Below are 25,351 nucleotides of genomic sequence, written 5' to 3' on the forward strand. Positions count from 1 at the left end.
TGGGCATCATGCGCGTGTACGTTTTACTGCTGTCCCTTCTGCTGTGGCATGCGCTTCTTGCCCAGGATCACGCCGTGCAGGACAGCTTGAACGTGCCCAACAGCGAGAACGGCTGGTACCTCAGTCCGCACGGCACCATCCGGATCCTGGTGATCTTCGCGGAGGTCGACTACGACAAGAACCCCAAGAACGATCCCCAGCCAGGCGGCTCGGACCAATGGCATAAGGGTGAACTGCCCACATGGAAGGACGACCTGTTCGATCCCTTTCCGTTGACGGAACCGAAGGCCGAGGTCTCGCGCTATTACCGCGACGTGAGCTTGGGCCAGTTCACCGTGCTGGGCGACTACATCGATCAGGTGGTCACCTTGCGTGAGAGTGAGCAACGCGGTCTGCGTGATTGGAGCGGCATGGCATGGGAGGCCGCCAACATCCTCGGTTCATTGCATACCGCACACGATCTCTCCATCACCGACTTCGACCAATGGACCGACGGGGGAAAGCCCGGCCTACCCAAGTTGAACCGATCGGATGATCCGCACAGCTATGACCACGTGATGGTGATCTACCGCAACAGCAACGTGCTCACCCACGGGCAGGGCAGCACGGATGCAGGAAGTGCCGGATTGTTGTTCGGCCACCCCAGCGACACGCAAAGCCGTTTCGGGGCGATGAACGGATTGCCGTTCGAGATCCTCAAGCACGAGTTCAACCACCTGCTTCTTGGTGGCAACAATTTCCATAGCGGCGGTGGGAACGCGCCCATCTTCACCGGCTATTTCATGCCCATGATGGGCGGATGGAGCATGATGGGCGCGGCCAACAGCTCGCTGCTCACCGCGTGCGCCTGGGACCGTGACCGCTTAGGTTGGCGGGCGGAGGGAAGCCGGTACCGCATTCGCGCACATGACCTTGCCGGATCGGAGGTGAACGGCGACCTCGACCCGATCGCGGGCGATACCGGCATCTTCGTCCTGAAGGACTTTGTCACCGGCGGTGACGCGCTCCGCATCCGTATGCCCTTTCTTCCGGACTATGTTTACCCGCAGTGGCTTTGGTTGGAGAACCACCAGACCAGGTCGCGCAACGGCTGCCCCACGGATAAATTCCACTATGAGGACGGGTTCGCATGCGTTCATCCGGCCGTCCCGGGCATCTATGCGCTGATGCAGGTGGACAAGGAGAAAAAGGCCGGCAGCGACATCTATGGCGGCTATGCGGACTACCTCCGGCCCGTGCCCGCCAACGGCTACTTCGATTGGCGCCTGCGCGGTGACACCATCCGGTCCAGTTGCCTCTGGGGCGGGAGCACGGAACCCTATTTCGTGCGTGATGCCTGGGCGAACCCGCTTACTGGGAACCAGCAGCAGGAATTTCCCCTGTTCGACAAGAACAACGACGGCAAGCTCACCCGCAAGGAAGCCATCGTACCGAACGTGGAGATCCGCAATGGCAAACTGGATGATGCGGCCATGTTCCTCGGAACCTCCGGCCAAGCCTTCACCCCACAGGGTAATAGCCGCATCGCCATGGGAACGAACCCCTCAAGCGCCAACATGCTCACCCTGGCGTGCGACATGGCCATGGAGCGGAACAAGGGCGCGAAACCCGATGTGCGCACGGTCTATCTCAATGGTATCAGTGTGGACCTGTTGGAACAGCGTACTGACGGCACCATCACCGTGCATGTCCGAAGCGGTGATACGCGCCTCACCACGGACGTGCGCTATTGCGCGGACAGCATCGTATTGCCCGACCTGCACGGATATCAAGGGACCGCGCTCACCTTGGCGGCGCATAAGACCTTGAAGATCGACCGCTCCGGAACCCCGACGCGCATGAAGCAACAAGGCGGGGATCACGGCAAGTACTGGTTCAGCCCGCCGACGCAGTTCACCGTGGCGGCCGGCGCGCGCATGGAATTGGAGCGCAAGGCGAAGCTTCAGCTGCTCAACAGCTCGGTGATGCATTTGATGCCCGGCGCCGTACTGGACTTGGACAGCAAGGCCAAACTGGACATACAGCCTGGCTCTTCGATCGTGCTGCACGGAAATGCTTCGATCAAGGCCAAGGCCCGGGTATTGAGAAAGCTGCGTCGCCAAGGGCGCATCGTTGATCCGTCGCTTTGACACGGCGGTGCCCTCATCCAGGGGCGGCAATTCCTTCCCGGCGATGTTGCCGCATCTCCCAAAGCATGAACATGGCAAGTATCCCATATTCCAAAGGGATCCACCAATAGGGCTGGGTGAAAGGAACGGTGCTGTACGTGAGGTAGGTGGGCACGATCAGCAACGTCCACAGCACGGGCCAGCGCCAGCCGGTGAGCACTGCGAAAGCGAGCAGCGGCAGGACGTACCACGGTTGCACGGCCTGCGCACCGAAAAGATAGATGGCCAGCAACCAGAGCATCGCCTCGGGCCAATCCGCACGCTTCTTCTTCCATAGTGTGAATGAATACACGCCCAGCCCGATCAACGTGATCACGCTCAACAGGCCCGTGCCTTTCACCAGTGCATCGCCCATCGCGCGGCGCAGTCCCTCGAACAGCACGCCGTTGAATTCGAGCCAGCTCACGTAGAGCTTCAGGCTGCTGCCGAAGTGCGCGAAGAAGCCCGGTGTCCAGAACGGGACCCACGACACGATGAAGAGGACAAGTGCGATCGCGATGTACCGGACCGAACGTTTCGATCCCGACCGGGACGGCAGCCAAGCAAGAAAAAGCAACGGCCACAACTTGATGGCGGCCCCGATGGCGAGGAAGATCGCGGAAACATTCCAGCGTGCCCGACGGAACAAGTGGATGGCCCATAGGCAGGGTGCGATCATCAGCACCTCGGTGTGGACGTTCACGGAGAATTCCAACAGTACCAATGGATTCAGCGCATACAGCGCGACCTTGCGCACACGGCCCGGATCGTTCTTCAGCAACAGCCCAAGCACCCCGATGGTGGCCATGTCGAAGGCGATCGCGATCCCGCGCAGGGCGAGTGTGGATGCCCAAACGCTTCCATGCCCGATCCATGCCGCCAACGCGAATCCCGCCTGCGCCAATGGCGGGTACACCGAATAGAAGTGCGGCGAATTCAGCTTCGCATACAACGCGGGCGTGAAGATCTCCGGCATCGTTTTTACCAGCACATCAGGCGTGAAAGCGAATGGGGAAATGCCATGGATGGAGCAGAGCCCGTCCCAGATGTAGCGGTAGTGGTCGTCCGTCCATGTGATGGGGGCGAGGAACAGCAACAGGCGGAAGGCAACGGCGATGACCAGGAGTTGGTTCCAGGAGAAGCCCGCCTTTCGCACGGACCAGAGGTAGGCAGCAAAGGCCACGGCGAAGCCCAGCAACAAGGGCATGCTCCGAGAGCGGTCCGGGCCATAGCCGAGGAAGTACACCGCGGCCGCAAGCAGGAGGAAGGACTCGGGACGAAATGCGTTGCGGGCGTTCATCGGGCGGCCGTCCGCAAGGAATGCGACAAGGAGAACCAGCACACCGAGCCGAAGCCAAAGGCCAACATGATATGGTAAGGGAGCAATCCGAGATCGTTTACCCGGAATGCGATCACGATACCAAGCACCGCATATGCTGCGATCGCGCCTTCCAGCAATGCGATCGGCGTGATCGCGCTTCTCCAATAACCGTCGCGGGCTATGGCTTTGTCGGTGCCGGTGCCACCGGATTTCGGGGTGCGCATAAAAGGCGTTTTACGTCCCGCATATCCTTCCAGCACCGCGATCGCGTTGTGCAGCGAAAGGCCCATGCTTACCGAGAGGAAAGCAGGGAAGGTCCAAAGGAAGGACAGTGCCCCGCGCCATCCGGGGCGGTGTTGCCGGTAGGACGTCCAATAGAACACGACCAGCACCAGCAAGGCGAAGGTGAAGATGATCGCGGTGTTGAAGAGCACATGGAATTCGGGATGACCCTGCTTCACCAACAAGAGCGGAACACTGAGCAGTGCGGTGCCGAGGATGGCCACAAAGACAGTGCTGTTCATCAGGTGGAAAAGCGCATGCACCTTGGTCCCGAAGGAGAGGTCGCCGCGACGCAGGACGCTGGGCAGGTTTTTCACGGCGCATTCCGCGGCACCCTTGTTCCAGCGGTACTGCTGCGTTTTCAGCGCGTTCATCGCGGCCGGGAGTTCCGCAGGGGAGACCACGTTCTCGAGGTAGTGGAAGTGCCAGCCTTTGAGCTGTGCGCGGTAGCTCAGGTCGAGGTCCTCCGTTAGCGTGTCGGCCTGCCAGCCTCCCGCATCGGTGATGCAGCTCTTGCGCCAAACACCAGCCGTGCCGTTGAAGTTGATGAAATGCTTCAGCCCTTCGCGGCCGGTCTGTTCCACGGAAAAGTGCGCGTCCAGCCCGAATGCTTGCAGGCGCGTGAGCAGGTTGGCGTCGCGGTTCAGGTGCCCCCAGCGCGTTTGCACCATGCCCATCCTCGGGTCGTTGAACCACGGTGCCACGGAGCGGAGCAGGTCTTTCGGAGGAAGGAAGTCGGCATCGAACACGGCGATCAGTTCGCCCTTTGCGCGCTCCAGTCCGTACGCCAACGCGCCGGCCTTGTAGCCAACGCGTTCCGGGCGGCGGACATGGGTGATGTCCACGCCTTGCTTCTGCCAGTATGCGATCCGCGCGGTAGCACGATCCACCGTACTGTCATTGCTGTCATCCAACACCTGCACCTCGAAGCGGTCGCGCGGCCAGTCCATCGCAGCGACATCATCGATCAGACGCTCCACCACGTTCCGCTCGTTGTAGATCGGCAATTGCACGGTGATGCGGGGCAGTTGTTGCCCGGATCCGAATTCAGGCGTTGGCCGTTCGTTCCGATCCCTGCGGCGATAGGCCCAAGTAAGCTGCAATTGCACCAGGCTGAACAGCAGGATGAAGCTCAACAGCACGGCATAGACGATGAGGATCGCGAGGGCCATCAGCGGTACTTGATGATGGTGGTGATGATCTTCCAGCCCGCCAGCACCGAGCCTTTCACGGTGCCGCTGATCTTCGAGAAGCCGATGCGCTTTCGGTAATCCACCGGCACCTCAGCGATGCGGAGCTTCTGTTTCGCGGCCTTCAATTGCATCTCCACGGTCCATCCGAAGGTACGGTCGCGCATGTGCATGGCTTGGAGCGCATCCCAGCGGATCGCACGGAACGGGCCGAGGTCGGTGTACTTCACCCCGTAGAAAATCTTGAGCAGCCGTGTCGCCAGCCAATTGCCGAAGATCTGTTGCGGCATCATGCTGCCGGTATCGCGACGGCCCAAGGCTCTGGAGCCGATCACGAAGTCCGCACGGGCCTCCAGGATCGGCGCTACCACCTCCGTCATCTGTTCCGGATGATCGCTGTTGTCCGCATCGATGAAGACCACGATGTCCGGTAGTGGTTGATGTTTGGCCACCTGCGCGATCCCCTTGAGGCAGGCGTTCCCGTAGCCGCGCTCCGGCTGGTCCACCACGATGGCCCCTGCCGCGCGCGCCATCTCGCTCGTCTTGTCACTGCTGGCGTTGTTCACCACCACGATGTGGCGCACCAGATCTTTCGGAATGTCGCACACCACGAATCCCACGGCTTCTTGCTCGTTGAACGCGGGAATGATAACGTCGATGATGGGTACTGGCATTGGGTATCGCGCGGGGAGCGTGGAGGTGGCGTCAAGGATCGTCCTTCGTGGCGGTCGATGCACACATTACTGGGTGTCGCCGGGATTGGATGGAACTGACGGCAAAGGTGCCGATGAACGGAAAGAGATCCGAGCCCTTCGTGCAGATCTGCAGCTGAGATGTGGAATTGCACGCTTGGAGGCTATCCGGAAGATGCTCAGTCGCTCACCTCGATGGCATACTCATGTCCGTCATAAAAGCCTTTGAAGCGCTCCGCGAAGCGTGTCAGCAGAGCATGTTTCGCGATGAGCGTGTCAAAGTCCACGGAGTGCGTGTCCGTCAGGACCAGGCCCCAAGGTCGCTCCTTCCCTTCGAGCTTGCTGGAACTGTCCACATTATAGCCCTGGTCCAACGCTTCCACGATCAAGCGGTCCATGTCCTCCTTTTCCTTGAAGTAGAACCAATGGATCACTGATCGCTCCCGGTCAGGATCGTCGTTGCGCAGATGCTCAAGAGCCCACTCCTTTTCGTCCATTCAACGCAAGGTAGCCCCCGTTCTTCCGATCGCGATCGGATCACTGCTCACGAGTCCTGACGGCTTGCCGTTCTCCAATTTCAGCACGCCCCGCGGGCACACCGCTGCGCAGATGCCGCAGCCCACGCAGCTTGCGCGCACGATGCTCTCGCCGCGTTGGGCGTAGCTGCGCACGTCGATACCCATTTCACAATAGGTGCTGCAATTGCCGCAGCTGATGCACTGCCCTCCGTTAGTGGTGATGCGGAAGCGCGAGAAGAAGCGTTGCTGCAAACCGAGCACCGCCGCCATGGGGCAACCGAAGCGGCACCATACGCGGCTGCCCAGCAAAGGATAGAAACCCACGCCTACCACGCCACTGAAGATCGCGCCGATCGCGAAGCCGTACGCGTTCCGCAGCGGATAGCTCTGCACGAAAAAGATGTCGCTGCCGCCGGAGATGTAAGCGTATGCGGTGAGGCCGATGATGACCGCGAGGATGCCCATCGCACCGTAGCGCACCGCCTTGTGTACCTCCTTCACCATGCCGGGGCGGATCAAGAGCACGGCGACCACGAAGCCCAAGGTCAACACGATGATGCCGAGCAGCATGCCGCGTGTGACCCAGAAACCTTTCGCGCTGTCGCCGCCGAGGTAGCTGTACACGAGCGCAGCCGTCATCACCACCGCGAAGACGAGCACCGAATGCACCGCCCAGCGTTCGATCTTCCATGCCTTCAAGCTCTTGTCGCTGAGCTGCCGGAAGGGATCACCGGCCGTTTCCGCGAGGCCACCGCAGCCGCACACCCATGAGCAGTACCAACGCTTGCCATAGAAGTAGGTGAGTATCGGTGAGATGAGGAAGATCATCGCCACGCCGAAGAGCAGCATGAAGAGGCCAAAACCTCCTGCGTCCAGCATCCCTTTCACATTCCACTCGTCGAAGAAGTAGTAGTTCAGCGGCCACATGTTCTTGAAATCGTCGTAGGGCAGGCTGAGTCGCGCGAGCAGCTCGGGGATGAGAAAGGCGAATCCGAGCTGGAAGAACATCACCGAGGTGGTGCGCACCACCTCGTATTTGTTATGGCGGTATTTCAAGATGAACTTGAAGCCCATGGAGAGGATGGCCACCGTGTAGAGCGTGCCGTACACGAACCATTGTGAGGCCGCATTGCCACTGAGGAGCCTGCTGAGCGGATCGAACAGCGCGACGGTCCCCGTGTTCGCCTTGCCATCGCCACCGAGGCCGAGGTATTGCGGGTAGAAGTAGAGCACCACGTAAAAGCCCGTGAGCAGCACGCCCAACACCCAGGCCACCGCACCGCGCGAGGTGAGGCCGTTGTGCCAGACGCCGTTGTTCTTGATGCCCGCCGGATGATGCGCATAGGTGCGCCACGCATAGCCCGCGCCGCCAAGTGCGATGGCCAGTAATGCGCCAGTGAGCCAAAGACCAGCATGTGGAACTGTTCCCATCGGCAAGCTTACGAATAGCACCAACACGCCCATGGACGCTACCGCCAACGCGATCTTCTGCGATCCGTCCAAGGTGCCGCTATGGGGTGCGGCGATCGAGAGACTGTGATCCGAACGGCTCATGCGATCACGCTCGTTGCTTGGTTGAACGATGCGCGGACGGCCATCTCCGTACGCTCGAAGAATTCCGGATCGAACGCCGCTTCGTGCAGGTGCTGGACCACGTGGTCCACCGTGGCCTTTTCGCGCAACCAACGGTCGAACACCTCATGCCGCAAACGGAAGCCGAAGCTGTTCACGCCGTGCAGCACGCGGCTCTCCGCGTTCCAGACCAGATGCAGTGCGGACCTGCCGTTTGGGTGCTCCCAGTAGTGATCGGCCTCGCCTTCCTGTAGGTTGTTCCGTACCCAGCCGTAGGTCTGGTATTCGATGTCGAAGAACTTGGCGCTGTTGAACCAGATGCCGGGATCGTAAGCCGTGCGTTCCCCGGTGATCGTGAGCGCCACGGTCTCGCCCATCATGCGCCCGGTGTACCACACCTGTTCAATGTTCTTGCGTTGAGGATCGGGATGTTTGTGGAACTCCACGCAGTCGCCGATGGCGTAAACGTCCGAAGCGCTTGTCTCCAAGTTTTCGTTCACCAAGACGCCCTTCCCTGTTTTGATCTCGGGACTTCCCTTCAGCCAAGCGATGTTCGGGTGAACGCCCACGGCCAAGCCCACGAAGCCGCATGCGATCTCCTCACCGCCCTTGGTACTTATGGCCCGCACGCGGCCGTCATCGCCTGCAAGCACTTCCTCCAACTCGGTGTTGAACCTCAACTCAACACCGTGTTCCTGCATGTGCCGGGTGATCATTCCTGCTTCCTGCTTCGGAAGAATGCCGCCCCAGTAACTGTGCTCCCGCACAAGGAAGGTCACGTCAATGTTGCGCGTGCGCAGCATCTCCGCCATTTCCACACCGATCAATCCGCCTCCCGCGATCACCGCGCGTTGGATGCCCTTGGTGTTCTCCTCCATCGACTCCAAGTCCTGCAAGCTGTACAGGCCTTGCACGCCGGGAAGGTCTTGCCCGGGCCAGCCGAAGCGGTTCGACTCGCTGCCCGTGGCGATGATGAGGCTGTCGTAAGTCAACGTGCCCCCATCGGTCAGCTCCACGATCTTTCGTTCCGTGTCGACCCGCGTCACCGTTCCGTGCTTCAGCCCGATCCGGTTCTTCTCCCAAAAGTGGTCCTCGTAGGGCTTGATGTCCTGGTAGCGCATGTGGCCCATGTACACGTACATCAGCGCGGTGCGGCTGAAGAAGTGCTCGCTCTCCTTGCCGATCACGGTGATCTCCGCATCGCTGCGTTTGCGGATGTGGCGCGCCGCCGTGATGCCGCTGATGCCGTTGCCGATAATGACGATGCGGGGATTGCTCATGCGGGATGTGCGATTTTTGTACGGCGGCGCATTTCTTTCAGGCTGTCGCCTCCTTCGCAATGTACCTGACAACACGATTCTTCTGCGCCCTGTGCTTGGCACTTGCCCTGTGCTTGCCGGGCGGGGCCGAAGCACAGCGGATCGAGGGCGTGTGCTTCAGCGCGCCACGGAACGAGGTGGGAGATACCAGCATCGCGCAGGTGCAGGCCATCGGTGCGAATTGGATCTGCCTGATGCCTTATGCTTTCGCGCGCACCGAGGATGCCAAGGTCCGTTTCAATCCCGATGGCGGTCAGTACTGGGGTGAAATGCCCATTGGCATCCGAGCCATGGTGCGCATGGCGAAGGCGCACGGCATGAAGGTGATGTTGAAACCGCATCTGTGGTTGGGTCACGGTGAATTCACCGGCACCTACGTGCCGGACAGCACGATCGGTTGGGAACCGTACGAACAGAGCTACCAGGAGTACATCCTCTACTATGCGAAGCTGGCACGCGAGATCGGCGTGGACCTCTTCTGCATCGGCACCGAGATGCAAGCCTTCGTGCAGGCCCGGCCCATCTATTGGAACAAGCTCATCGACAAGATCAGTGACACCTTCCAAGGCCCGCTCACCTACGCCGCGAACTGGGACGAGGCATCGAGCTTTCCGTTCTGGGGCCGCATGGACCACATCGGCGTGGACGGCTACTACCCGATATGCGATAAGGTCCGGCCAACACTGATGGAATTGGAAGCTGGCTGGAGGCAACACGCGGACGAATTGGAACGGCTATCAACCGTCGAGGACCGCCCGGTGCTCTTCACCGAAATGGGCTACTGCTGCACGTCCGATTGCGCGGCCCGGCCTTGGAGCAGTGACCCCGAAGCGCCCCTCGATGAGCCGGCGCAGGCACAGGCGTGGCAAGCATTCTTCAATGTCTATGCCGATAAGCCATGGTACGCGGGTTGTTTCGTGTGGAAGTGGTTCGCCTATGTTCCCAAGGACGAAGCGCGAAGAGGTAATGGCTTTTCCCCGCAGGGGAGAGCTGCGATGGACGTCCTGCGGTCGGAGTTCAATGGCAGGTGAAGCGTGTCAGTATTCCCGCTCCCGTGCGACCGATCACATACGATCTCGGCATGCACTATCGGACCACATCCATTCTTGTCTTTCTTGCCGTGCTCTTCGGAGCCGGCCTGGCGACCGCACAGGAGCATCCATTCCTCTCGGCCTACGCATTGACGGAATTGCCCAACGGCGTACTGGTGAACTGGACCATCCACGGCGGTAGCACCTGCGACGGGCAGGACGTGGAACGCTCTACGGATAGTGTGAATTTCGTCATGGTACACCGCATCCAAGGCATCTGCGGAAGCTCCGAAAGCTCTACGCCCTATACCTGGTTCGATCCCTCCCCGCCGGAGCTGAGCAAAGTCTTCTACCGCCTCAAGCTCGGCTTCGACGGGTACAGCTCGATCAAGTCCGTGTTCTTTCAACAGCTTAATGAAAGCGATCAGCGCTTCTTCCCAAACCCGGTGGCGGATGTGGCCACCTTGGTCGTGGATGTGCCTTTGAACATGGCGGTGGATCTGCGCATCCGGAACACAGCCGGCTCAGTGGTATGGGAACGGCTTGCGCAACCAGGTCCGGCCATTGAGCTGAACTTGGACGGGTTGCCCGCCGGCCTGTATTTCTTCCTGGCGGTGGCGAATGGCCGCACCTTCAACGGGAAGTTCGTGAAACGTTGAGAGCGGACCGACCGGTGTTCCAGATCAGGAGATCTCAGTGATCTGGATCTCCAGGATATTGGCTATCGGAGCGTTCTTCTTCACGCTTTCAATGCCGTTGTCGCGCGAAGCTTCCGTGGTATAGACCTGACTGGAACCCACCACCTGCTGATTGGCGGCCAAGAGGTTGAATGAAGCACCGGCCTCCGTGGTCTTGCATTCATAGTTCGCATCGTCCGGAGCATTGATCTTAACGCTCTCAATGCCGTTCATCGCGGATGCCTTCGCCGTATAGCCCTGGCTCGCCAGGATGATCTCCCCGTTGCCGGCTTTCAGGCGAAAGCGGAATTGATCGGCTTTGTCGGTGTAGAGTTCGAATGTTGCCATGGTCATTGGTTTTATGCGTAACAAATAACCCCGGACAATTGTTGGCAAGGTGGAAAGCAAATGATCCAGAGCCCGCCCTCAACCAACAGACCCCCCGGCGATACCGCCAACAACTACTGAAGGATACCGAAGTGCTGTTTCGACGACCCATTGTCGGCAGGGCCGGTCCGATCAGCTCTCACGATCCATGACCAAAAGCGGTCGATCGCGATCGCAGCGAAGAGAATGACCACCGGCATCACCGGGATCACGTAGCGCAATCGGGCGATGATCGCCATATGGGCCAAGCAGAATACGGCCACGCAGAATGCCAATAGCCATCCGCGCTTGGGGGCGGACCAGAGACCGATCAGGGCCAAAACCAATAAAGCCAACTGTTGTGTCCCCATGAGATAGTCGAACATGCCGGCTGTTCTTCCATAAGCCGCATATACGCCCCAATTGAACCAAAGCGGAAGGAACCGGTAGGTGCAAAGCAACAGATAGCGCATCTTGTTCGCCTTGATTACGGCCAGACCTTCAGTCTTGTATATGCGGTCCACTTGTGCCTCGTTCTCATGGCCGGTGAGTTCCGGATGGCGGGCCAGGGCAGCATGGATCACGGGTAGGGTCTCCGTGTGGTTGATGAAGCGATAGGGGTCGTTGGTCGGCAGTTGATGGTTTTGCCGCAGGATATTGTAGCCGGTCAACGTTGAGCCGATCACGGGGCTATGAAAGACCATTTCGTTGCGCACTGCCCACGGAAGTAAAGTGAAGGAAAGGGCCAGGACGAAGGCCAGAACGCTCCCGAGTTTGAGTTTCAACCCGAGGTCCAAGCGGTGCACTTTCCAAAGGAGTGCCAGAAAAAGCGGCACTGTCGTGACGAGGACCGCGGACCGTGAAAGCACGGCAAGTCCCATGAGGGCACCAGCGAGTGCCCAGTGGGCCGGTTTCTCCGTACGCCATGCCCGTAAGTAGAACCAGAAGCCCAGAGTCGCCGTCAACGTGGCCAAGACATCTCCGGCGATCTCCGGTATCACCAAGAGACCTGGCAGGTACACCGCCCAAATGGCCGCAGCGATCAATGCGGTCCGTTCTCCCGCCAATTCTCGCGCCATCCGATGGATCACTACAATGATCAGCAACTGCAAGAAGAGCTGCACAAGTCCCGCCACTTCAAGGGAACGAAGAATGGAGGCGACCGCAGCAAAGAAGTAAATCGGCAACGGCTCACGCATGGCAGTAGCATCGTTGCCTGGACCGCAGAAAGGAAAATAGTCGGGTAGACATTGTACATATCCCTGGCCATCTGCTACGCTCAAACTTACAGGCCACCAATTGTCGGTCTGGTCGTCAGCCATCGAAGGAGGGTCTTGCCAGAGGCGTATCGCTCCGAACAATAGCCCAAGTCCGACGATGGACCACAATAACCACGGGCGATGCAGCCATTCCTTGCGCGGTGTAGGCTGATCCGCTCCAACCGGTCCTGTAGTGTGTGATGAGATCATGATGCTCAGACCGTTTTTGAACTGAAAGTTAGCCTAGGATATGGGCCTTATACCATTTGGGGGCCAGATCAGGAATTCGCTTTGCCTGTTCTGGAAAGATCCGGACCAGCACTTGGGGAGCAGATGAGGTATTCAAGGATGGACAGGTTTTTGCAGACCTCATTCAGTTACATCCAGGAGGACGAATGAGCCGCTGACCAGCGACGGTCGTGGCCGTGGCATTTCCGGCGTGGGTGCCGGCGCCGGGCCGAATTGCGCAGTGGGCAGGTAGAGGTGGTGCGTGTGCTGATCAATGGCGATGGTGCGCGCGCCCTTTTGCGTGGGCACCGTGGAAAGCACATGGAATTTGTCCGCGGCGTCCTCTTGCACAACCGTCAATGTGCCTTCGCCATTCGGCGCGTATGCGCGCTTGGTGGCGGGGTCGAAAACGGCCCCGTCCACATGGTCACCGATCGGCAGCGTGGTGATCACCTCTCCGCTCTGCGCATCCATAACTACCATCAGCTTGTTGTCGCAGTTGGAGAAGAGGCGATGCGTGGCATTGTCCAGGGCCAGGCCGCTGGGACCTTCACCGGGTGCAAGCGGCCAGCTGTGTTCCACTTTCCACGAGGACGTATTGATCGCGCAGACCATGCTCTTGTCCTCCAGGTTCACGTAGACGTGCCCTTCGGCGTCGCTCACTGCCAGCTCAGGCTTTCCGGGCAACGCGATGTCGGTGACAATGCTGTTGGACTTCGCATCGATCACCGTGGCGTTGGAGCTGTGCCCATTGAACACCACCACATCGTGTGAGAACGGATCGTAGATGATCGCGTCGGGGCTGGCGCCGTTCACCTTCACATGGGCCAGCACACTATAGTTGTCAAGATCGAAGATGACCACCGAGGAATCGTCTGTGCAGCTGATGAATCCCTTCCTCATTTCCGGAGCGATCGCGATGCCATGCGCGCCATTGGTGTGCGGGATGGTGGCGAGGAGTTTGCCGGTCTTTCCATCCACGACATTGGTCTCCATGCCATGCGAAAGAAAGACGCGGCCCGTGGCATCATCCACGGCGAGCAGGTCCCAATGGCCATCGCCCGGGACCGGGAATTTGTTGACGACGCCATAGCCGTCCTGAGCAAGACAGGCGTGGCCCGCGAGGATCGCGAGGCAAAGACCGAGGATCTTCGTTTTCATGTTCGTGTGAGTTAGGTTGTTGGGGAAGATTCCTGACCTGCTGCGCCGCGATGCACCAGCCGCAACATGCTGGGCAGCACGATGAGCAACAGCGGTAGCGCGAGGATGAAGCCACCGATCACGGCGATGGCCAAGGGCTGGTGCAGCTGCGCGCCCGCACCGATGCCCAAGGCAATGGGCGAAAGCGCGGCAATGGCACCGAGCGCGGTCATCAGCTTCGGCCGCAGGCGCGTGCCGATGGCATAGGTGAGGGAATCGTCCACGCCTTGCTCCTTGCGGTTGTGCGCATACTGGAGGTAGGTGAAGATGGCGTTCTCGCCGATGATGCCGACGATCATGATGATGCCGGTGTAGCTGCCCACGTTGAGCGGCGTGCCGGTGAGGAAGAGCGCTAGGATGCAGCCGCAGACGCCGAAGAGCGCGATGGCCAGCATCACCAAGGCCACCCGCAGGTCGCGGAAGAGGAAGAGCAGGACGATGAACACGAGCATACTCGTGGCGCCGAGGATCATCAACAGTTCATGGAAGCTTTGCTGCTGCTCCTTGAATGCGCCGCCATACGTGATGTGGTAGCCCTGCGGCAGCGCGATGTTCTTCCGGATACCCGCCTGGATGTCCTTCATCACGCTGCCGAGATCACGGCCGTTGAGGCGCGCTGTCACCGGCACCATGGGCTGCAGGTCCTCGCGTTCGATCTCGGCCTCGCCGGGCTTCACGCCGATCTGCGCGACCTGCGATGCCGAGACCAAAGCTCCGCCGGGAAGGAAGACGCGCGCCTGCTCCAGATCGCTGAGTGAAGTAGTGGCGGCGTGTGGATAGACCATGCGCACCGGTGTCACCAGTTCCCGTTCGTAGACCTGCCCCACGTTGGTGCCTTGCAGTTGCGTGGTGAGCTGGTCGTTGAGTCCCTGCGGTGTGAGTCCGCGACGTGCCAATGCCTGATCGTCCGTGCGGATGTCCACGGAAGGTCCGGCGATCACGATGCCATCGAAGACGTCCGCAGTGCCCGACACGCTTTCCACGACGCGAGCCACCTTTTTCGCCAAGGCCTGCAGCTGGTGCTGGTCGTTGCCGAAGACCTTGATCTCGATGGGCTGGACGCTGCTCATCAGGTCGCCGAGCATATCGCCGATCACCTGCCCGAAGTCGATGCGCAACGCGGGCTGCGAGACCTCGAAGCGATGGCGGATGTCATCGATCACTTCCGTGGTGCTGCGCTTCCGGTCCTTCTTCAATTGGATCAGGTAGTCACCGTAGTTGGGCTCGGTGATGAAGAAGCCCATCTGCGTGCCGGTGCGGCGGCTATAGCCTTGGATCTCCGGCACGGCGGCAAAGGTCTTCTCAGCCTCGCGCAACATGCGGTCCGTTTCCTCCAGCGACGTGCCGGGCGGCGAAGTATAGTCCAGGACGATCGAGCCTTCGTCCATTTCTGGCAAGAAGCCCGTCTCCAAATGCTGCGCGGCGAAGAAGGCGAGGTTGCCGATCAACGCCAAAAAGCCGAAGCTCAACCAAGGTTTACGGATGAACCAACGCACCCAGTGGCCGCCGGACGGTTGCACCGGTTTGTCGACCCGATGGGTCGACGCTACCGGCGATGCCAGCAGCAGATACACCACCGGCAGACCGATCCAGGTCACCAAAAACGAACACGCCAACGTGATGATCATCGTGTCCGTCAGAACCTTGAAATAGGCGCCCGCCACGCCACTGAGCAGCACGAAGGGCAGGAAGATGACGATGGTGCTGAGCGAGGAGGCCACCATCGCGGGCAGCAGGAAGCGTACGGAGCCTCCGATCAATTCCCGCGTGGGGCGTCCGGGGTGCTCCTCGTGCGTGCGATGCAGTTGTTCGGTCACCACGATGGCATCGTCGATGATGAGGCCGATCGCCGCCGCCAGCGCACCGAGCGTCATGATGTTCAACGTGTGGCCGAGCGCGTGCATCACGATCAGCGAAAGGCCCAACGTCACCGGGATGGTGATGAGCAGCACAAGGCTGGAGCGCCAAGAACGAAGGAAGATCATAGCCACCACGATCGCGAGCAACAGGCCGATCCATAAACTGTCCTGCACACTGCGGATGGAATCGCGCACGAAGTCGGCCTGCACATAGTAGGGCGCGAGCTTTACACCTTGCGGAAGCAATCCGCTGTTGAGCTCCTTCACGCGCTGCTGCACGCCGTCCGTGATGTCGATGAGGTTGACATTCGGCTGCTTCACCACCGCCACAAGCACGGCGTTGGAACCGTTCGCGTTCACGCGGGTATAGGCCGGTTCCTCCGCAATGCTCACCTCACTGATGTCCCCCAGCCGCACGATCCGTTTGCCGTCGTTGCTGATCACCAGTTGGCGCAGTCCGTCCAGCGAACCCACCGTGGCATCGGTGACGGTGAGGTACATGCGGTGGTTGGTAAAAAGCCAGCCATCGCTGCTGAGGAAATTGGTGCGGGCGAGCGCGGCGCTGATGGTGTCCGGCACGATGTGCAGCGCGCTCATCACCTCCGGGCGCAGCGTGATCCGGTATTCCTTCCGCCGCCCGCCGATGGTGCGCACATCGCTGACGCCCTGCACCTGCGCGAGGTAGGGCCGCACGGTGTACTCCGCGATGAGGTTGAGTTCGATCGCGCTCTTATTTCCTCCGCCGATCACGTAACCCATTACCGGCAGGATGGAGGGATCCATCTTCTCTACCGTGAGCGTAGTGCCCGGCGGCAGCGCGCCGCGCACTTGATCCGTGGCGGCGATCACTTGCTGCTTGGCCAGGTCGATGTCCGTATCCCAGGAGAGAAAGGCGCTGATCTCACAACTACCCCGCCCGGTGACGCTGCGAACGGTCTGCAATGACGGCACCCGCTTGATCGCCGCTTCCAACGGGCGCGTCACGCTCACCATCATCTTCCCGGCGGGTTGCAGGCCGCTGTCCGCGATCACCTTCACCTTCGGGAAGGTGACCTCCGGAAAGAGGGAGGACTGCAGGCGCGTGTAGGTGAACAGGCCGCCCATGAGGACCACCGTGAGCATCACGGCCACGGGGTTCTTGTAGCGGACGAAGAAGTCTTTCATCTCAGCGGGTGATGATCACGTTCGCCGTGTCCGGAAGTCCGTAGCCGCCGGTGAGCAGGAAACGGTCGCCCGTCGCGAAGTGCGGTTCCGTCACCTCTACGCTGTCATGGGTGACGATGCTGCGCTGCACGGGCACTTTTATCGCGGTGCTGTCGTTGGCGAGGCGCATCACCCAGAAGCTGGTCATCTCCTCATTGCCGAGCACGCAGCTCGCGGGAAGGACCTGTGCGCTGGCATGCCGGTCCACCGTGATGCGCACGGTGCCGGTAAGCCCTTCCGGGAATACGGCGGAACCCTTTGGCTTCACCACCCAGCTCTGCGTTTGCGAGGCGGCGTCCATCACCGAAAGCGGTGTTGCGATGACGCCTTCCACGGTGCTGGAATCGGGCAGCGCAATGGTGCAGCCCGCGCCGACATGTACACTTCTCACCAGTTCATAGGGCACCTCCATCACGAAGATGGAGCTGTTGGCGTCGGCGATCACGGCCAGTTGGTCACCATCGCTCACGTAATCGTTCAACAGCTTGTCCACTTGAACAGCAATCCCGCTGGCCGGCGCGTTGATGATGATGTTCCCTTTCACCCGAAAACTGCTGTCGCGCTCGGCCATTCCCGCAAGCGCATCGGCCTCCTTGGTGCGTAGTACGTACAGCATTCTACCCGCCATCACGTGATCACCCAAAGCAATGTTGGCGCGCTCCACACGGCCGTTCACCGTGGAGCGGACGGTGTTCTTTCGCATGAAACGCGCCGTTGCATTGAGCGTCACGGTGTTCTGGATCGACCCGGTCCTCACCTGCGTCACGGTCACCGGCGTGCGGCTGTCGGTGGCATCACTACCACCAGTTGGACTGCCAGGACCACAACCGGCAAGCATCAAGATCATCGGTAGTGACAAAGCCACCATACAGGGCGCAATGTTGACCCGACACATATCCGTATCATCTGCGTTCATCCGTGCGATCTGCGGTTCAACATTCATCATTGTAAGTGCATCAAAGCGTTGACGATGTGCGAGCGGTCGGCCTCCGTCTGGATCATGTCGTTGACCGTGCGCGCATGGTTCTCCAGTGCGAGGAAAAGGTCCGTGAGCCGCACCAGGCCATGTTCCAGCTCCAAGCGGTAGAGTTCGATCAAGTGTTCCTCACCGGCGGATTGGCGCTGTGTTCCCGCGATCAAGGTGTCAGCTTGGGCCAACGCTTCGCGAAGCTGTGCATGCCGCAGTTGCAGTTGATCCGCGTAGAAGTCTTGATAAGCCGTACGGCTTTTTTCGCGCAGGGCGATACGGTCATGTTGTGTGCGGCGCCGGTTGCCGTCATAGATCGGTACGCTGAGGTTGAGGCCCGCGCTGGCACCGAACCGGTTGGGCACGTCGCGGATCACGACGGCGTTCAGCCCCGCGTCGCCCACGGCGTTCAGACGCGCTCGGTAGTTCAGATCCACGCTGCGGTCGGCGATGTCGTTCGCCAAGCTGTCCACGGCGAATCGCCGCAAACCGGGCGAGGCCGATGGATCGAATGCCACCGGGGGCTGTAAGTTCAACGGGGCAAGTACGACCGTCGCGGTGTCCGCGCTTCCGCAAAGCGTGTTCAATGTCAACAGGTCGTTGCGGAGCAATGCCGTGGCCTTGCTGGCGGCGATGCGTTGTGCTTGCACGGTCACGCGTAGGTTCATCCCGTCGACCTGCTGGTAGATGCCCTGCTCGACAAGGTGCTTCATCACCGCTTCCTCCTCGTCCAGTATGCGGACACGGTCGTGTACGGCGGCCAAGGTGCGCTGATCCGCGTAAGTGTTGATGTACTGCTCCGTCACGCGCTGATGGAGGTCCAGCAACGTTCCTTCCTTCGCGAGCAGAAGCGCATTGCCGCGCAAGGCCACCGGGTCCAAGCCCGCTCGTTTTCGGCCCCCGGTGAAGAGCGGTACCTGTGCGCCGACCACGGCCGAATAAAGGCCACTGTTCGTGATGGCCGGGTCGTAGCCCCAATGGGCGCCGCTCGGGGCATAGAGGAATTGGCCGCTGCCATTGACTTGCGGGCCGAAAACGGCGCGCACTTCGAAACTGTCCAGCGCCAAGGCATCCCGTTGATAGGCTTGGTCTTTCAGAACCGGACTGTTGGTCTCAGCGATGCGGAGGTAGTCGTCCAAGCTGCGCGTCTGCGCGTTAACCGGGGATACCGCGCATGCACACATCATCGCTAGCACAGCCCCGAACGCACCCGCCCCGCAACGCCGGAGAGCGCGCGGGGCGGGATCTGCTTCAGGGATGGACATCGCGTTCAGTCCGTATGCTGAAACCTTAGTCGTTCTCCTCGTCGTTGTCCTGTTCCTCCACCTTTTCCTTGATCACCTGGCCATCGGTAGAGAACACCACTTCCATGGACGTTTCTCCCTTTTCCATGTCCACCTCATAGAAGATGCCTTTTGGGCTTTCAACATGTGAGATGCCCTCCAGTTTTTGGTCCTGGTACTTGGACGCGATCGTGTTGCGCACCGCTTCAGGCAATGCCTCCATCTCGATGTCCTTCTCGGTCTCCATCCATTGGCCCGCAGTGCCATAAGTAGCGCTCATGGCCTCGGCGCCTTGCTTGAAGTTCACCTCGAATTCGGTCATGGTCTCCATTTCCCAACGGGCGTGTTCCGCCTTGGGGAATTGTTTCATGAACGCGGTCTTCACAGGTTGTGGCACATCGGCTTCGCTCACTTTTTGCCCGCAGGCGGTGGCGCTTATGGCCAGCACCGACAAGATCATCAATTGCGTTTTCATGGGATCGGGTTGTTGGTTCGGTACAAAGCACTGACGCGAACCTGTCGAGATCCTGAAGACGTCGTTCAGCCTTTGCGCACAATGATCGCGTGCATCCCGTTCGCCGCCATGTATTCCACACGCAACCCGTTCCGCTCGGCGATCTCCTTCACCATGGAAAGGCCAAGGCCGGGGGAAGTGCTGGAGGGGTCGCCCTTGGCGAAGCGGTCGAAGAGCGAGGCCGGGTCTGCGGAAAGCACGGGGCCGGTGTTGCGCACGGTGATGCTTTCCTGCGTGATGACCACGGAAAGGGAGCCGTCCGGCACGTTGTGCTGTACGGCGTTGCCCAACAAATTGGACACAAGCAATTGCGCCAACACCGGGTGAAGCTTGATCCGACAACGGCCTTCCTCGATGAGTTCCACGGTGAGCAGGCGTTGCGCGATCGGGTCCTTCAACAGCACCAGTTCCTCGCGGAAGACCCTTGACCAATCCACCTCCTGCGGAATGAATACGCCATCGCCCACCTTGGCCAGCGTCAGCATGTCGGAGATCGTGCGGCCCATGCGCTCGCTGGCCGTATACATGCCTTGGATGGTCCCTGCCTCGCGCTCGCCCATGCTTGGGTTTTGGATCAGCTGGTCCAACCTTCCGCGCAGAATGGCCAAGGGGGTGCGCAGCTCATGTGCCGCTTGTTCGGTAAAGCGTTTCTGCGCGGTGAAGTCACGCTGCATGTTGGCCATCATGCCGCCCAATGTGCCCGCCATGCCCGCAAATTCTTCTACGTCCGATGGGGCGAGCATGGGAATGGGCGCATCTGGACGGAAGCGTTCCATGGCCTGCAGGTTGGTATGGAAAGGACGCCACAAGTGCGCGGAGAGCCAGCGGAACAGCAGCAGCGTACACAAGGTGAACAGCACCAGCACCACCGCGATGCTCACCGCAATACCCATCACCAGATCATCCGTCTCCAATTGCGAGCGGCCGATGGTCAGGACCGCCGCACTGCCGTCCGCCTCCTTCGCGGGGAAGCGTCCGATGCGCCAAGGGATGTCCTCCGCATGCAGCGTGTCATAGATCACGGTGTCGGAGAATTGTTCGCCCGCTATCGTTCCGGGTGCTATCCGCAACAGCATATCGGGCGCGGTGATCTCCAGGTCCTGCTCCGAAGCGAGCATCCGATCGCGCACCAGTATGGCATGGTCCTCCAGCGCTTCGTCCACTTCATGCGTCACCGTATGGCGCACCAGCCCATATCCGATGGCGGTGCCGATCACCACCATCGGTAGCGCCAGCAAGGCTTGGTAGAGCGCGGTGCGTTGCAGCAGTTTCATGCACGGTCGCTCATGCGGTAGCCGAGACCATAGACGGTCTTGATCAGGTCGGCGCATTCGTGTGCCGAGAGCTTTTTCCGAAGGTTCTTGACGTGCGCGTAGAGAAAATCGTCCCGGTCCAGGCGCTCCGCAAGATCACCCCACACGTGTTCCAGGATCGCGCTGCGAGAGAGGACGCGGTCCTTGTTCACGGCCAGAAAGTGTAGTAGGTCGAACTCGGTGCCCGTAAGGTCCAAGCGCGTACCCTCGGCTTCCGCCAAACGGTCATCCGGAACGATCCGCAAGGTTCCGATGGTGATGGAGTCCTGTGCCTTGGCCTGTTTGCGTCGCACCAAGGCCCGGAGGCGCGCCACGAGTTCCGGTAAGTGAAAAGGCTTGGGCAAATAATCGTCCGCGCCGAGGTCGAGGCCGCTCACCTTATCGTCCAACGAACCCTTGGCGGAGATGATGATGATGCCGCAGGCGTTGTCGGCCTTGCGCAATGCGCGCACGATGTCGAGCCCGTTCCCCTGGGGTAAAGTGATGTCCACCAGCACCGCGTCGTAGCTGTGCAATTGCGCCTTTTCCATGGCGGAAGGGAAGTCCGTGGCGGATTCCACCAAGTGGCCCTCGTCCTGCAAATACTGCCGGATCGTGCGGCGCAGTTCCGTTTCATCCTCGATGAGGAGCACCTTCATGCGTGCAAGCTATGGAGCGATCCCTGTCGGAAATTTGAAGAGAACCCTAATTCCTGATGGCTGATCGCTAATTCCTGCCAGCGTACTTCGCGCCCTTCTTCGCTGTTTCTTAGGTAGCGCATGAAGTTCCCGATGTCCTTGCTTTCATTCTTGCACTTATAGAAAGCAGCATCGAACTCCTCTTGTGTGATGTGCCTGCTGTCCAATGCTCGGTAGGGCTGTGATCGGGTTTCTCCAATGGAGCCCTTTGAAATGGAAAGGAACTGGCCAAACTCCCGGTTACCATCGCGTTCAAAGCCTTCGGCTATGTTATCCATGCAGGAGCCGGAAGACCGGTTGATCTGATCCTTCAATGCGAAATCCCTTGCGAATGAACCCTTCTGCGTTAACCCCCAGATCCCTTTGCAGAGCAAGCGCGCCTGTTGCCAAATACCGAGATCCTCGAAAGTCGTGATGGTGGCCATGAAGTGCTGGATCAGGAATTAGGAATCAGCAAAATAGCCGATCAACAGGCGAAGCCTATCCAACAGAACCTTCCAGCGATACCGCCAACAACTTCTGCGCTTCCACCGCAAACTCCATCGGCAGCTGGTTCAGCACGTCTTTGCAGTAACCGTTCACGATCAGGCTTACCGCTTTCTCTGGCGGAATGCCGCGCTGGTTGAGATAAAAGAGCTGGTCCTCACCGATCTTGCTGGTTGTCGCCTCGTGTTCCACCATCGCGCTCGGGTTCTCACTTTCGATGTACGGGAAAGTGTGTGCGCCACAGCGGTCGCCGAGCAGGAGTGAATCGCATTGGCTGTAGTTGCGCGCGCCTTTTGCACCCTTGCCGATCTTCACTAAGCCGCGGTAGCTGTTGTTGCTCTGGCCGGCGCTGATGCCCTTGCTGATGATCGTGCTCTTGGTGCCCTTGCCGATGTGGATCATCTTGGTGCCCGTGTCGGCCTGCTGTTTGAACTTGGTGAGCGCCACGCTGTAGAACTCGCCCACGCTGTTGTCGCCCTTCAGCACGCAGCTCGGGTACTTCCAGGTGATGGCGCTGCCGGTCTCGACCTGCGTCCAGCTGATCTTGCTGTTGTCACCCAAGCACATGCCGCGCTTGGTGACGAAGTTGTACACGCCGCCCACGCCGTTCTCATCGCCGGGATACCAGTTCTGCACCGTGCTGTACTTGATCTCAGCGTCCTTCATCGCCACCAGCTCCACTACGGCGGCATGCATCTGGTTCTCGTCGCGCATGGGGGCAGTACAGCCCTCGAGGTAGCTCACGTATCCACCTTCATCGGCGATGAGCAGGGTGCGCTCGAACTGGCCGGTGTTCGCGGAGTTGATACGGAAATAGGTGCTCAGCTCCATCGGGCAGCGCACGCCCGGAGGGATGTAACAGAAGCTACCATCGCTGAAGACCGCGCTGTTGAGCGCTGCATAGAAATTGTCCGTCGGCGGTACCACGCTTCCGAGATATTTGCGCACCAGTTCCGGGTGGTTCTGCACCGCGTCGCTGAAGCTGCTGAAGATGACGCCCTTCTCCTTGAGCGCCGCTTGAAAGGTGGTCTTCACGCTCACGCTGTCGAACACCACGTCCACCGCCACGCCGGCCAAGCGCTTCTGCTCCTGGAGCGATATGCCCAACTTCTCAAAGGTCTTGATCAGCTCCGGGTCGGCCTCGTCCAAGCTGTTCAGCGTGGGCTTCTTCTTAGGTGCGCTGTAGTAGTATGCATCCTGAAAATCCACTGCCGGATAGTTTACGAGGGCCCAGGTCGGCTCGGTCATTTTCAGCCAGTTCCTGTACGCGGCCAAGCGCCATTCCAGCAGCCAAGCGGGTTCGTTCTTCTTGGCGCTGATGAAACGAACAGTGTCCTCGTTCAAGCCCTTCGGGGCCAGTTCGCTTTCAATGTCGGTAACGAAGCCGAACTCGTATTCCTTGTTCGCTACCTCGTGGAGGATGTCGTCTGATTGTGCCATGGGTTAAAAACTACCACGAAGACCGCTAAGGGGAGTGCCGATCTCCTTGCCTTTTACTTCCTTCGTGTCCTTCGCGTTCTTCGTTGTATAAATTCCTTGCGTGGTTCAAATCGAAAAACTCTCTCCGCAGCCACAGGTCCGGCTCGCGTTGGGGTTGACGAACTGGAAGCCTTTGCCGTTGAGCCCGCCGCTGAAATCGAGTGTGGTGCCGAGGAGATAGAGCAGGCTCTTTTTGTCCACCACCACTTTCACGCCGTTGTCCTCGAAGACCTTGTCTCCATCCATCATCTTATCGTCGAAGACCAGGTCGTACGAAAGGCCGCTACAGCCGCCACCCTTCACACCGACGCGAACGAAGTGCTGCGGACCACGGCCTTCCGTGCCCAAAAGCTTGGTGAATTCCTGCTTAGCGTTGTCACTCACTTTGATCATGCCTGTATTCTATTTAGAATCCATCTAAATAAAGACGGTCACAAAGGTACAAAGCAACGGGGGCGCAGCAAACGGTCCGGAAAGCCTGTCACTGATAGCCTTTTGCCTGGTCGCGCATCACCAGGGTCCAATCCATTTTCCCGTAGTTGGTGCCCAGCCGCACCATGACAAGTTCCCGCGCGGGATCAACGTAAATGAACTGCCCGAGGTAGCCCTTGGCCTCGAAATCACCCTCGGCCGATGGCAGCCACCATTGGTACTGATAGAAGGGGGCGCTTCCGTTGGCGGTATCCAGGCGGGTGCTTTGCTCCACCCATTCCTTCGGTACCAGCTGCTTACCCCGCCAATTGCCCTTGTGCAGGTAGAGCGAACCGAGCATGGCGAAATCACGTGCAGGCGCATTGAGACAGCAGAAGGTCTTCTCGATACCGCCCTTCTTGCGGTCGATGCTCCAGGATGCGGGATGGACCATGCCCAAGGGTGCCCAGATCTTGTCGTTGGTATATGCGGTGATCGTACGCATGTCACCGCCCTTCCGCAAGGCGCGCTCCAGGATCCACCCGAGTAATTGACTGCTCCCGCTTTGGTACTCGAAATGCTCACCTGGCGGATGGCCTAGTTTCATCTTCGCCATGCCTCGGTACAGGCGCCTACCATAGTAGAACGTGGCGGCATCACCGAAAGGGCTCTTGTAGCTCTCGTTGAAATCGAGGCCACTGGTCATCTGCAGAAGGTTCTCCACGGTCACCTTGTCGAACCCGTTCTTCCGCAGCTCCGGGATGAAGTCGGTGACAGGTTGGTCGACTCCGGTGATGTAGCCGTCCGCGATGGCACAGCCGATCAACATGCTCAGCAAGGACTTGGCCATGGAGAACGACGCGTGCAGGTGGGCCTCATCGTAGCCCTTGTAGTAGCGCTCGTACACGATGGTGTCGCGCTGGATCACCAAGAAGGCCACCGTCTCACGCTCCTCAATGAATTCGTCGAACGTTTGATCTTTCCCCTCATAGGTTATGCCGTGCGGGAGCTTTTCCGTTTCCGCCACCGCATACCGGTACGGCTCCGGTGAGGCTGGCAGCGGCCGGGACGGGAACTTGCGCCAGTCATTGGTGCCGGCGAAATTGTAGATGACGAAGCGGCCGACCGTACAGCTACAAAGTAGAAGGCAGGCGAAAAGGAAAACAGTGACTTTCAGGGAACGGGCGTGCATGGCGAAAAATAGCCATTGGGGTCCAAAGGGCGGATCCGTTCAGCGACGGATCGTTGGAAGGATGCAGCTTGATCGACTTACGGCATACCTGAGGGATCCACTTGATCAAGCCGTTACAGGCGGTACCTTCGCACACAGGAAGAACCTTCACCAAAAAAACCGGTG

At 59.7% G+C, this 25,351-nt stretch carries 22 protein-coding genes; 3 read left to right on the forward strand and 19 right to left on the reverse strand.

Translation table 11 applies throughout. The annotated features are described in order from the left end of the window. Positions 1-8 precede the first annotated feature (8 nt). Positions 9-2,129 carry a hypothetical protein gene (locus IPP95_09920; protein QQS71504.1) on the forward strand — a complete coding sequence of 707 codons (2,121 nt, stop codon included), beginning with the start codon at positions 9-11 and terminating at the stop codon, positions 2,127-2,129. Between the two features lie 13 nt (positions 2,130-2,142). Here the strand turns inward: IPP95_09920 and IPP95_09925 are convergent, their stop codons facing one another. The 6 genes from IPP95_09925 to IPP95_09950 form a co-directional block, all read right to left on the reverse strand. Continuing rightward, complete coding sequence (locus tag IPP95_09925; GenBank protein QQS71505.1) at positions 2,143-3,447, reverse strand: DUF2029 domain-containing protein; 1,305 nt, start codon at positions 3,445-3,447, stop codon at positions 2,143-2,145. Next, positions 3,444-4,922, reverse strand: a complete 1,479-nt coding sequence (locus IPP95_09930; GenBank protein ID QQS71506.1) for a glycosyltransferase family 2 protein — start codon at positions 4,920-4,922, stop codon at positions 3,444-3,446. Before IPP95_09930 ends, IPP95_09925 begins: the two co-directional genes overlap by 4 nt. Continuing rightward, a complete protein-coding gene (locus tag IPP95_09935; GenBank protein ID QQS71507.1) occupies positions 4,922-5,614 on the reverse strand; it encodes a glycosyltransferase family 2 protein in 693 nt (230 codons plus the stop codon). Before IPP95_09935 ends, IPP95_09930 begins: the two co-directional genes overlap by 1 nt. A gap of 197 nt (positions 5,615-5,811) precedes the next feature. Further along, positions 5,812-6,129, reverse strand: a complete 318-nt coding sequence (locus IPP95_09940; protein ID QQS71508.1) for a ribonuclease E inhibitor RraB — start codon at positions 6,127-6,129, stop codon at positions 5,812-5,814. Beyond that, positions 6,130-7,704: a 4Fe-4S binding protein gene (locus IPP95_09945; GenBank protein ID QQS71509.1), complete on the reverse strand. Its 1,575-nt coding sequence runs from the start codon at positions 7,702-7,704 to the stop codon at positions 6,130-6,132. After that, the gene (locus IPP95_09950; protein QQS71510.1) at positions 7,701-9,002 is read right to left on the reverse strand and encodes an NAD(P)/FAD-dependent oxidoreductase; all 1,302 of its coding nucleotides are present in this window, start codon (positions 9,000-9,002) and stop codon (positions 7,701-7,703) included. The genes IPP95_09945 and IPP95_09950 overlap by 4 nt, the downstream gene beginning before the upstream one ends. Before the next feature lie 95 nt (positions 9,003-9,097). On the opposite strand from IPP95_09950, the gene IPP95_09955 reads away from it, so the two are divergent. Both IPP95_09955 and IPP95_09960 read left to right on the forward strand, forming a co-directional pair. After that, positions 9,098-10,072 carry a glycoside hydrolase gene (locus IPP95_09955; GenBank protein QQS71511.1) on the forward strand — a complete coding sequence of 325 codons (975 nt, stop codon included), beginning with the start codon at positions 9,098-9,100 and terminating at the stop codon, positions 10,070-10,072. After that, complete coding sequence (locus tag IPP95_09960; GenBank protein QQS71512.1) at positions 10,069-10,731, forward strand: T9SS type A sorting domain-containing protein; 663 nt, start codon at positions 10,069-10,071, stop codon at positions 10,729-10,731. Before IPP95_09955 ends, IPP95_09960 begins: the two co-directional genes overlap by 4 nt. Positions 10,732-10,755: 24 nt before the next feature. Here IPP95_09960 and IPP95_09965 read toward each other — a convergent pair whose 3' ends face one another. The 13 genes from IPP95_09965 to IPP95_10025 form a co-directional block, all read right to left on the reverse strand. Beyond that, on the reverse strand, positions 10,756-11,097 hold the full coding sequence (locus IPP95_09965) for a YegP family protein (GenBank protein ID QQS71513.1): 342 nt from the start codon (positions 11,095-11,097) through the stop codon (positions 10,756-10,758). Positions 11,098-11,210: 113 nt separating this feature from the next. Next, positions 11,211-12,314 (reverse strand): glycosyltransferase family 39 protein, encoded by a 1,104-nt coding sequence (locus IPP95_09970; GenBank protein ID QQS71514.1) that lies wholly within the window; start codon positions 12,312-12,314, stop codon positions 11,211-11,213. A gap of 429 nt (positions 12,315-12,743) precedes the next feature. Beyond that, positions 12,744-13,763 (reverse strand): YncE family protein, encoded by a 1,020-nt coding sequence (locus tag IPP95_09975; protein ID QQS71515.1) that lies wholly within the window; start codon positions 13,761-13,763, stop codon positions 12,744-12,746. Between the two features lie 11 nt (positions 13,764-13,774). Then, positions 13,775-16,825: an efflux RND transporter permease subunit gene (locus IPP95_09980; GenBank protein ID QQS71516.1), complete on the reverse strand. Its 3,051-nt coding sequence runs from the start codon at positions 16,823-16,825 to the stop codon at positions 13,775-13,777. Between the two features lies 1 nt (position 16,826). After that, on the reverse strand, positions 16,827-17,711 hold the full coding sequence (locus tag IPP95_09985; GenBank protein ID QQS71517.1) for an HlyD family efflux transporter periplasmic adaptor subunit: 885 nt from the start codon (positions 17,709-17,711) through the stop codon (positions 16,827-16,829). A gap of 95 nt (positions 17,712-17,806) precedes the next feature. Further along, positions 17,807-18,970, reverse strand: a complete 1,164-nt coding sequence (locus IPP95_09990) for a TolC family protein (GenBank protein ID QQS71518.1) — start codon at positions 18,968-18,970, stop codon at positions 17,807-17,809. 151 nt (positions 18,971-19,121) lie between these two features. Then, a complete protein-coding gene (locus IPP95_09995; GenBank protein QQS71519.1) occupies positions 19,122-19,589 on the reverse strand; it encodes a PepSY-like domain-containing protein in 468 nt (155 codons plus the stop codon). Positions 19,590-19,654: 65 nt separating this feature from the next. Continuing rightward, entirely contained in the window at positions 19,655-20,902 is a 1,248-nt protein-coding gene (locus IPP95_10000) for a HAMP domain-containing histidine kinase (GenBank protein ID QQS71520.1), read from the reverse strand. Next, entirely contained in the window at positions 20,899-21,579 is a 681-nt protein-coding gene (locus tag IPP95_10005; protein ID QQS71521.1) for a response regulator transcription factor, read from the reverse strand. Before IPP95_10005 ends, IPP95_10000 begins: the two co-directional genes overlap by 4 nt. Further along, on the reverse strand, positions 21,576-22,043 hold the full coding sequence (locus IPP95_10010; protein ID QQS71522.1) for a four helix bundle protein: 468 nt from the start codon (positions 22,041-22,043) through the stop codon (positions 21,576-21,578). The genes IPP95_10005 and IPP95_10010 overlap by 4 nt, the downstream gene beginning before the upstream one ends. Before the next feature lie 55 nt (positions 22,044-22,098). Further along, positions 22,099-23,544: a Fe-S cluster assembly protein SufB gene (gene sufB / locus IPP95_10015; GenBank protein QQS71523.1), complete on the reverse strand. Its 1,446-nt coding sequence runs from the start codon at positions 23,542-23,544 to the stop codon at positions 22,099-22,101. Between the two features lie 105 nt (positions 23,545-23,649). Continuing rightward, complete coding sequence (locus IPP95_10020) at positions 23,650-23,976, reverse strand: iron-sulfur cluster assembly accessory protein (GenBank protein QQS71524.1); 327 nt, start codon at positions 23,974-23,976, stop codon at positions 23,650-23,652. Between the two features lie 88 nt (positions 23,977-24,064). Then, complete coding sequence (locus tag IPP95_10025) at positions 24,065-25,186, reverse strand: serine hydrolase (GenBank protein QQS71525.1); 1,122 nt, start codon at positions 25,184-25,186, stop codon at positions 24,065-24,067. Positions 25,187-25,351: the final 165 nt, after the last annotated feature.

The sequence above is a fragment of the Flavobacteriales bacterium genome (genome assembly GCA_016700415.1).
Classification (GTDB): Bacteria; Bacteroidota; Bacteroidia; order Flavobacteriales_F; family PHOS-HE28; genus PHOS-HE28.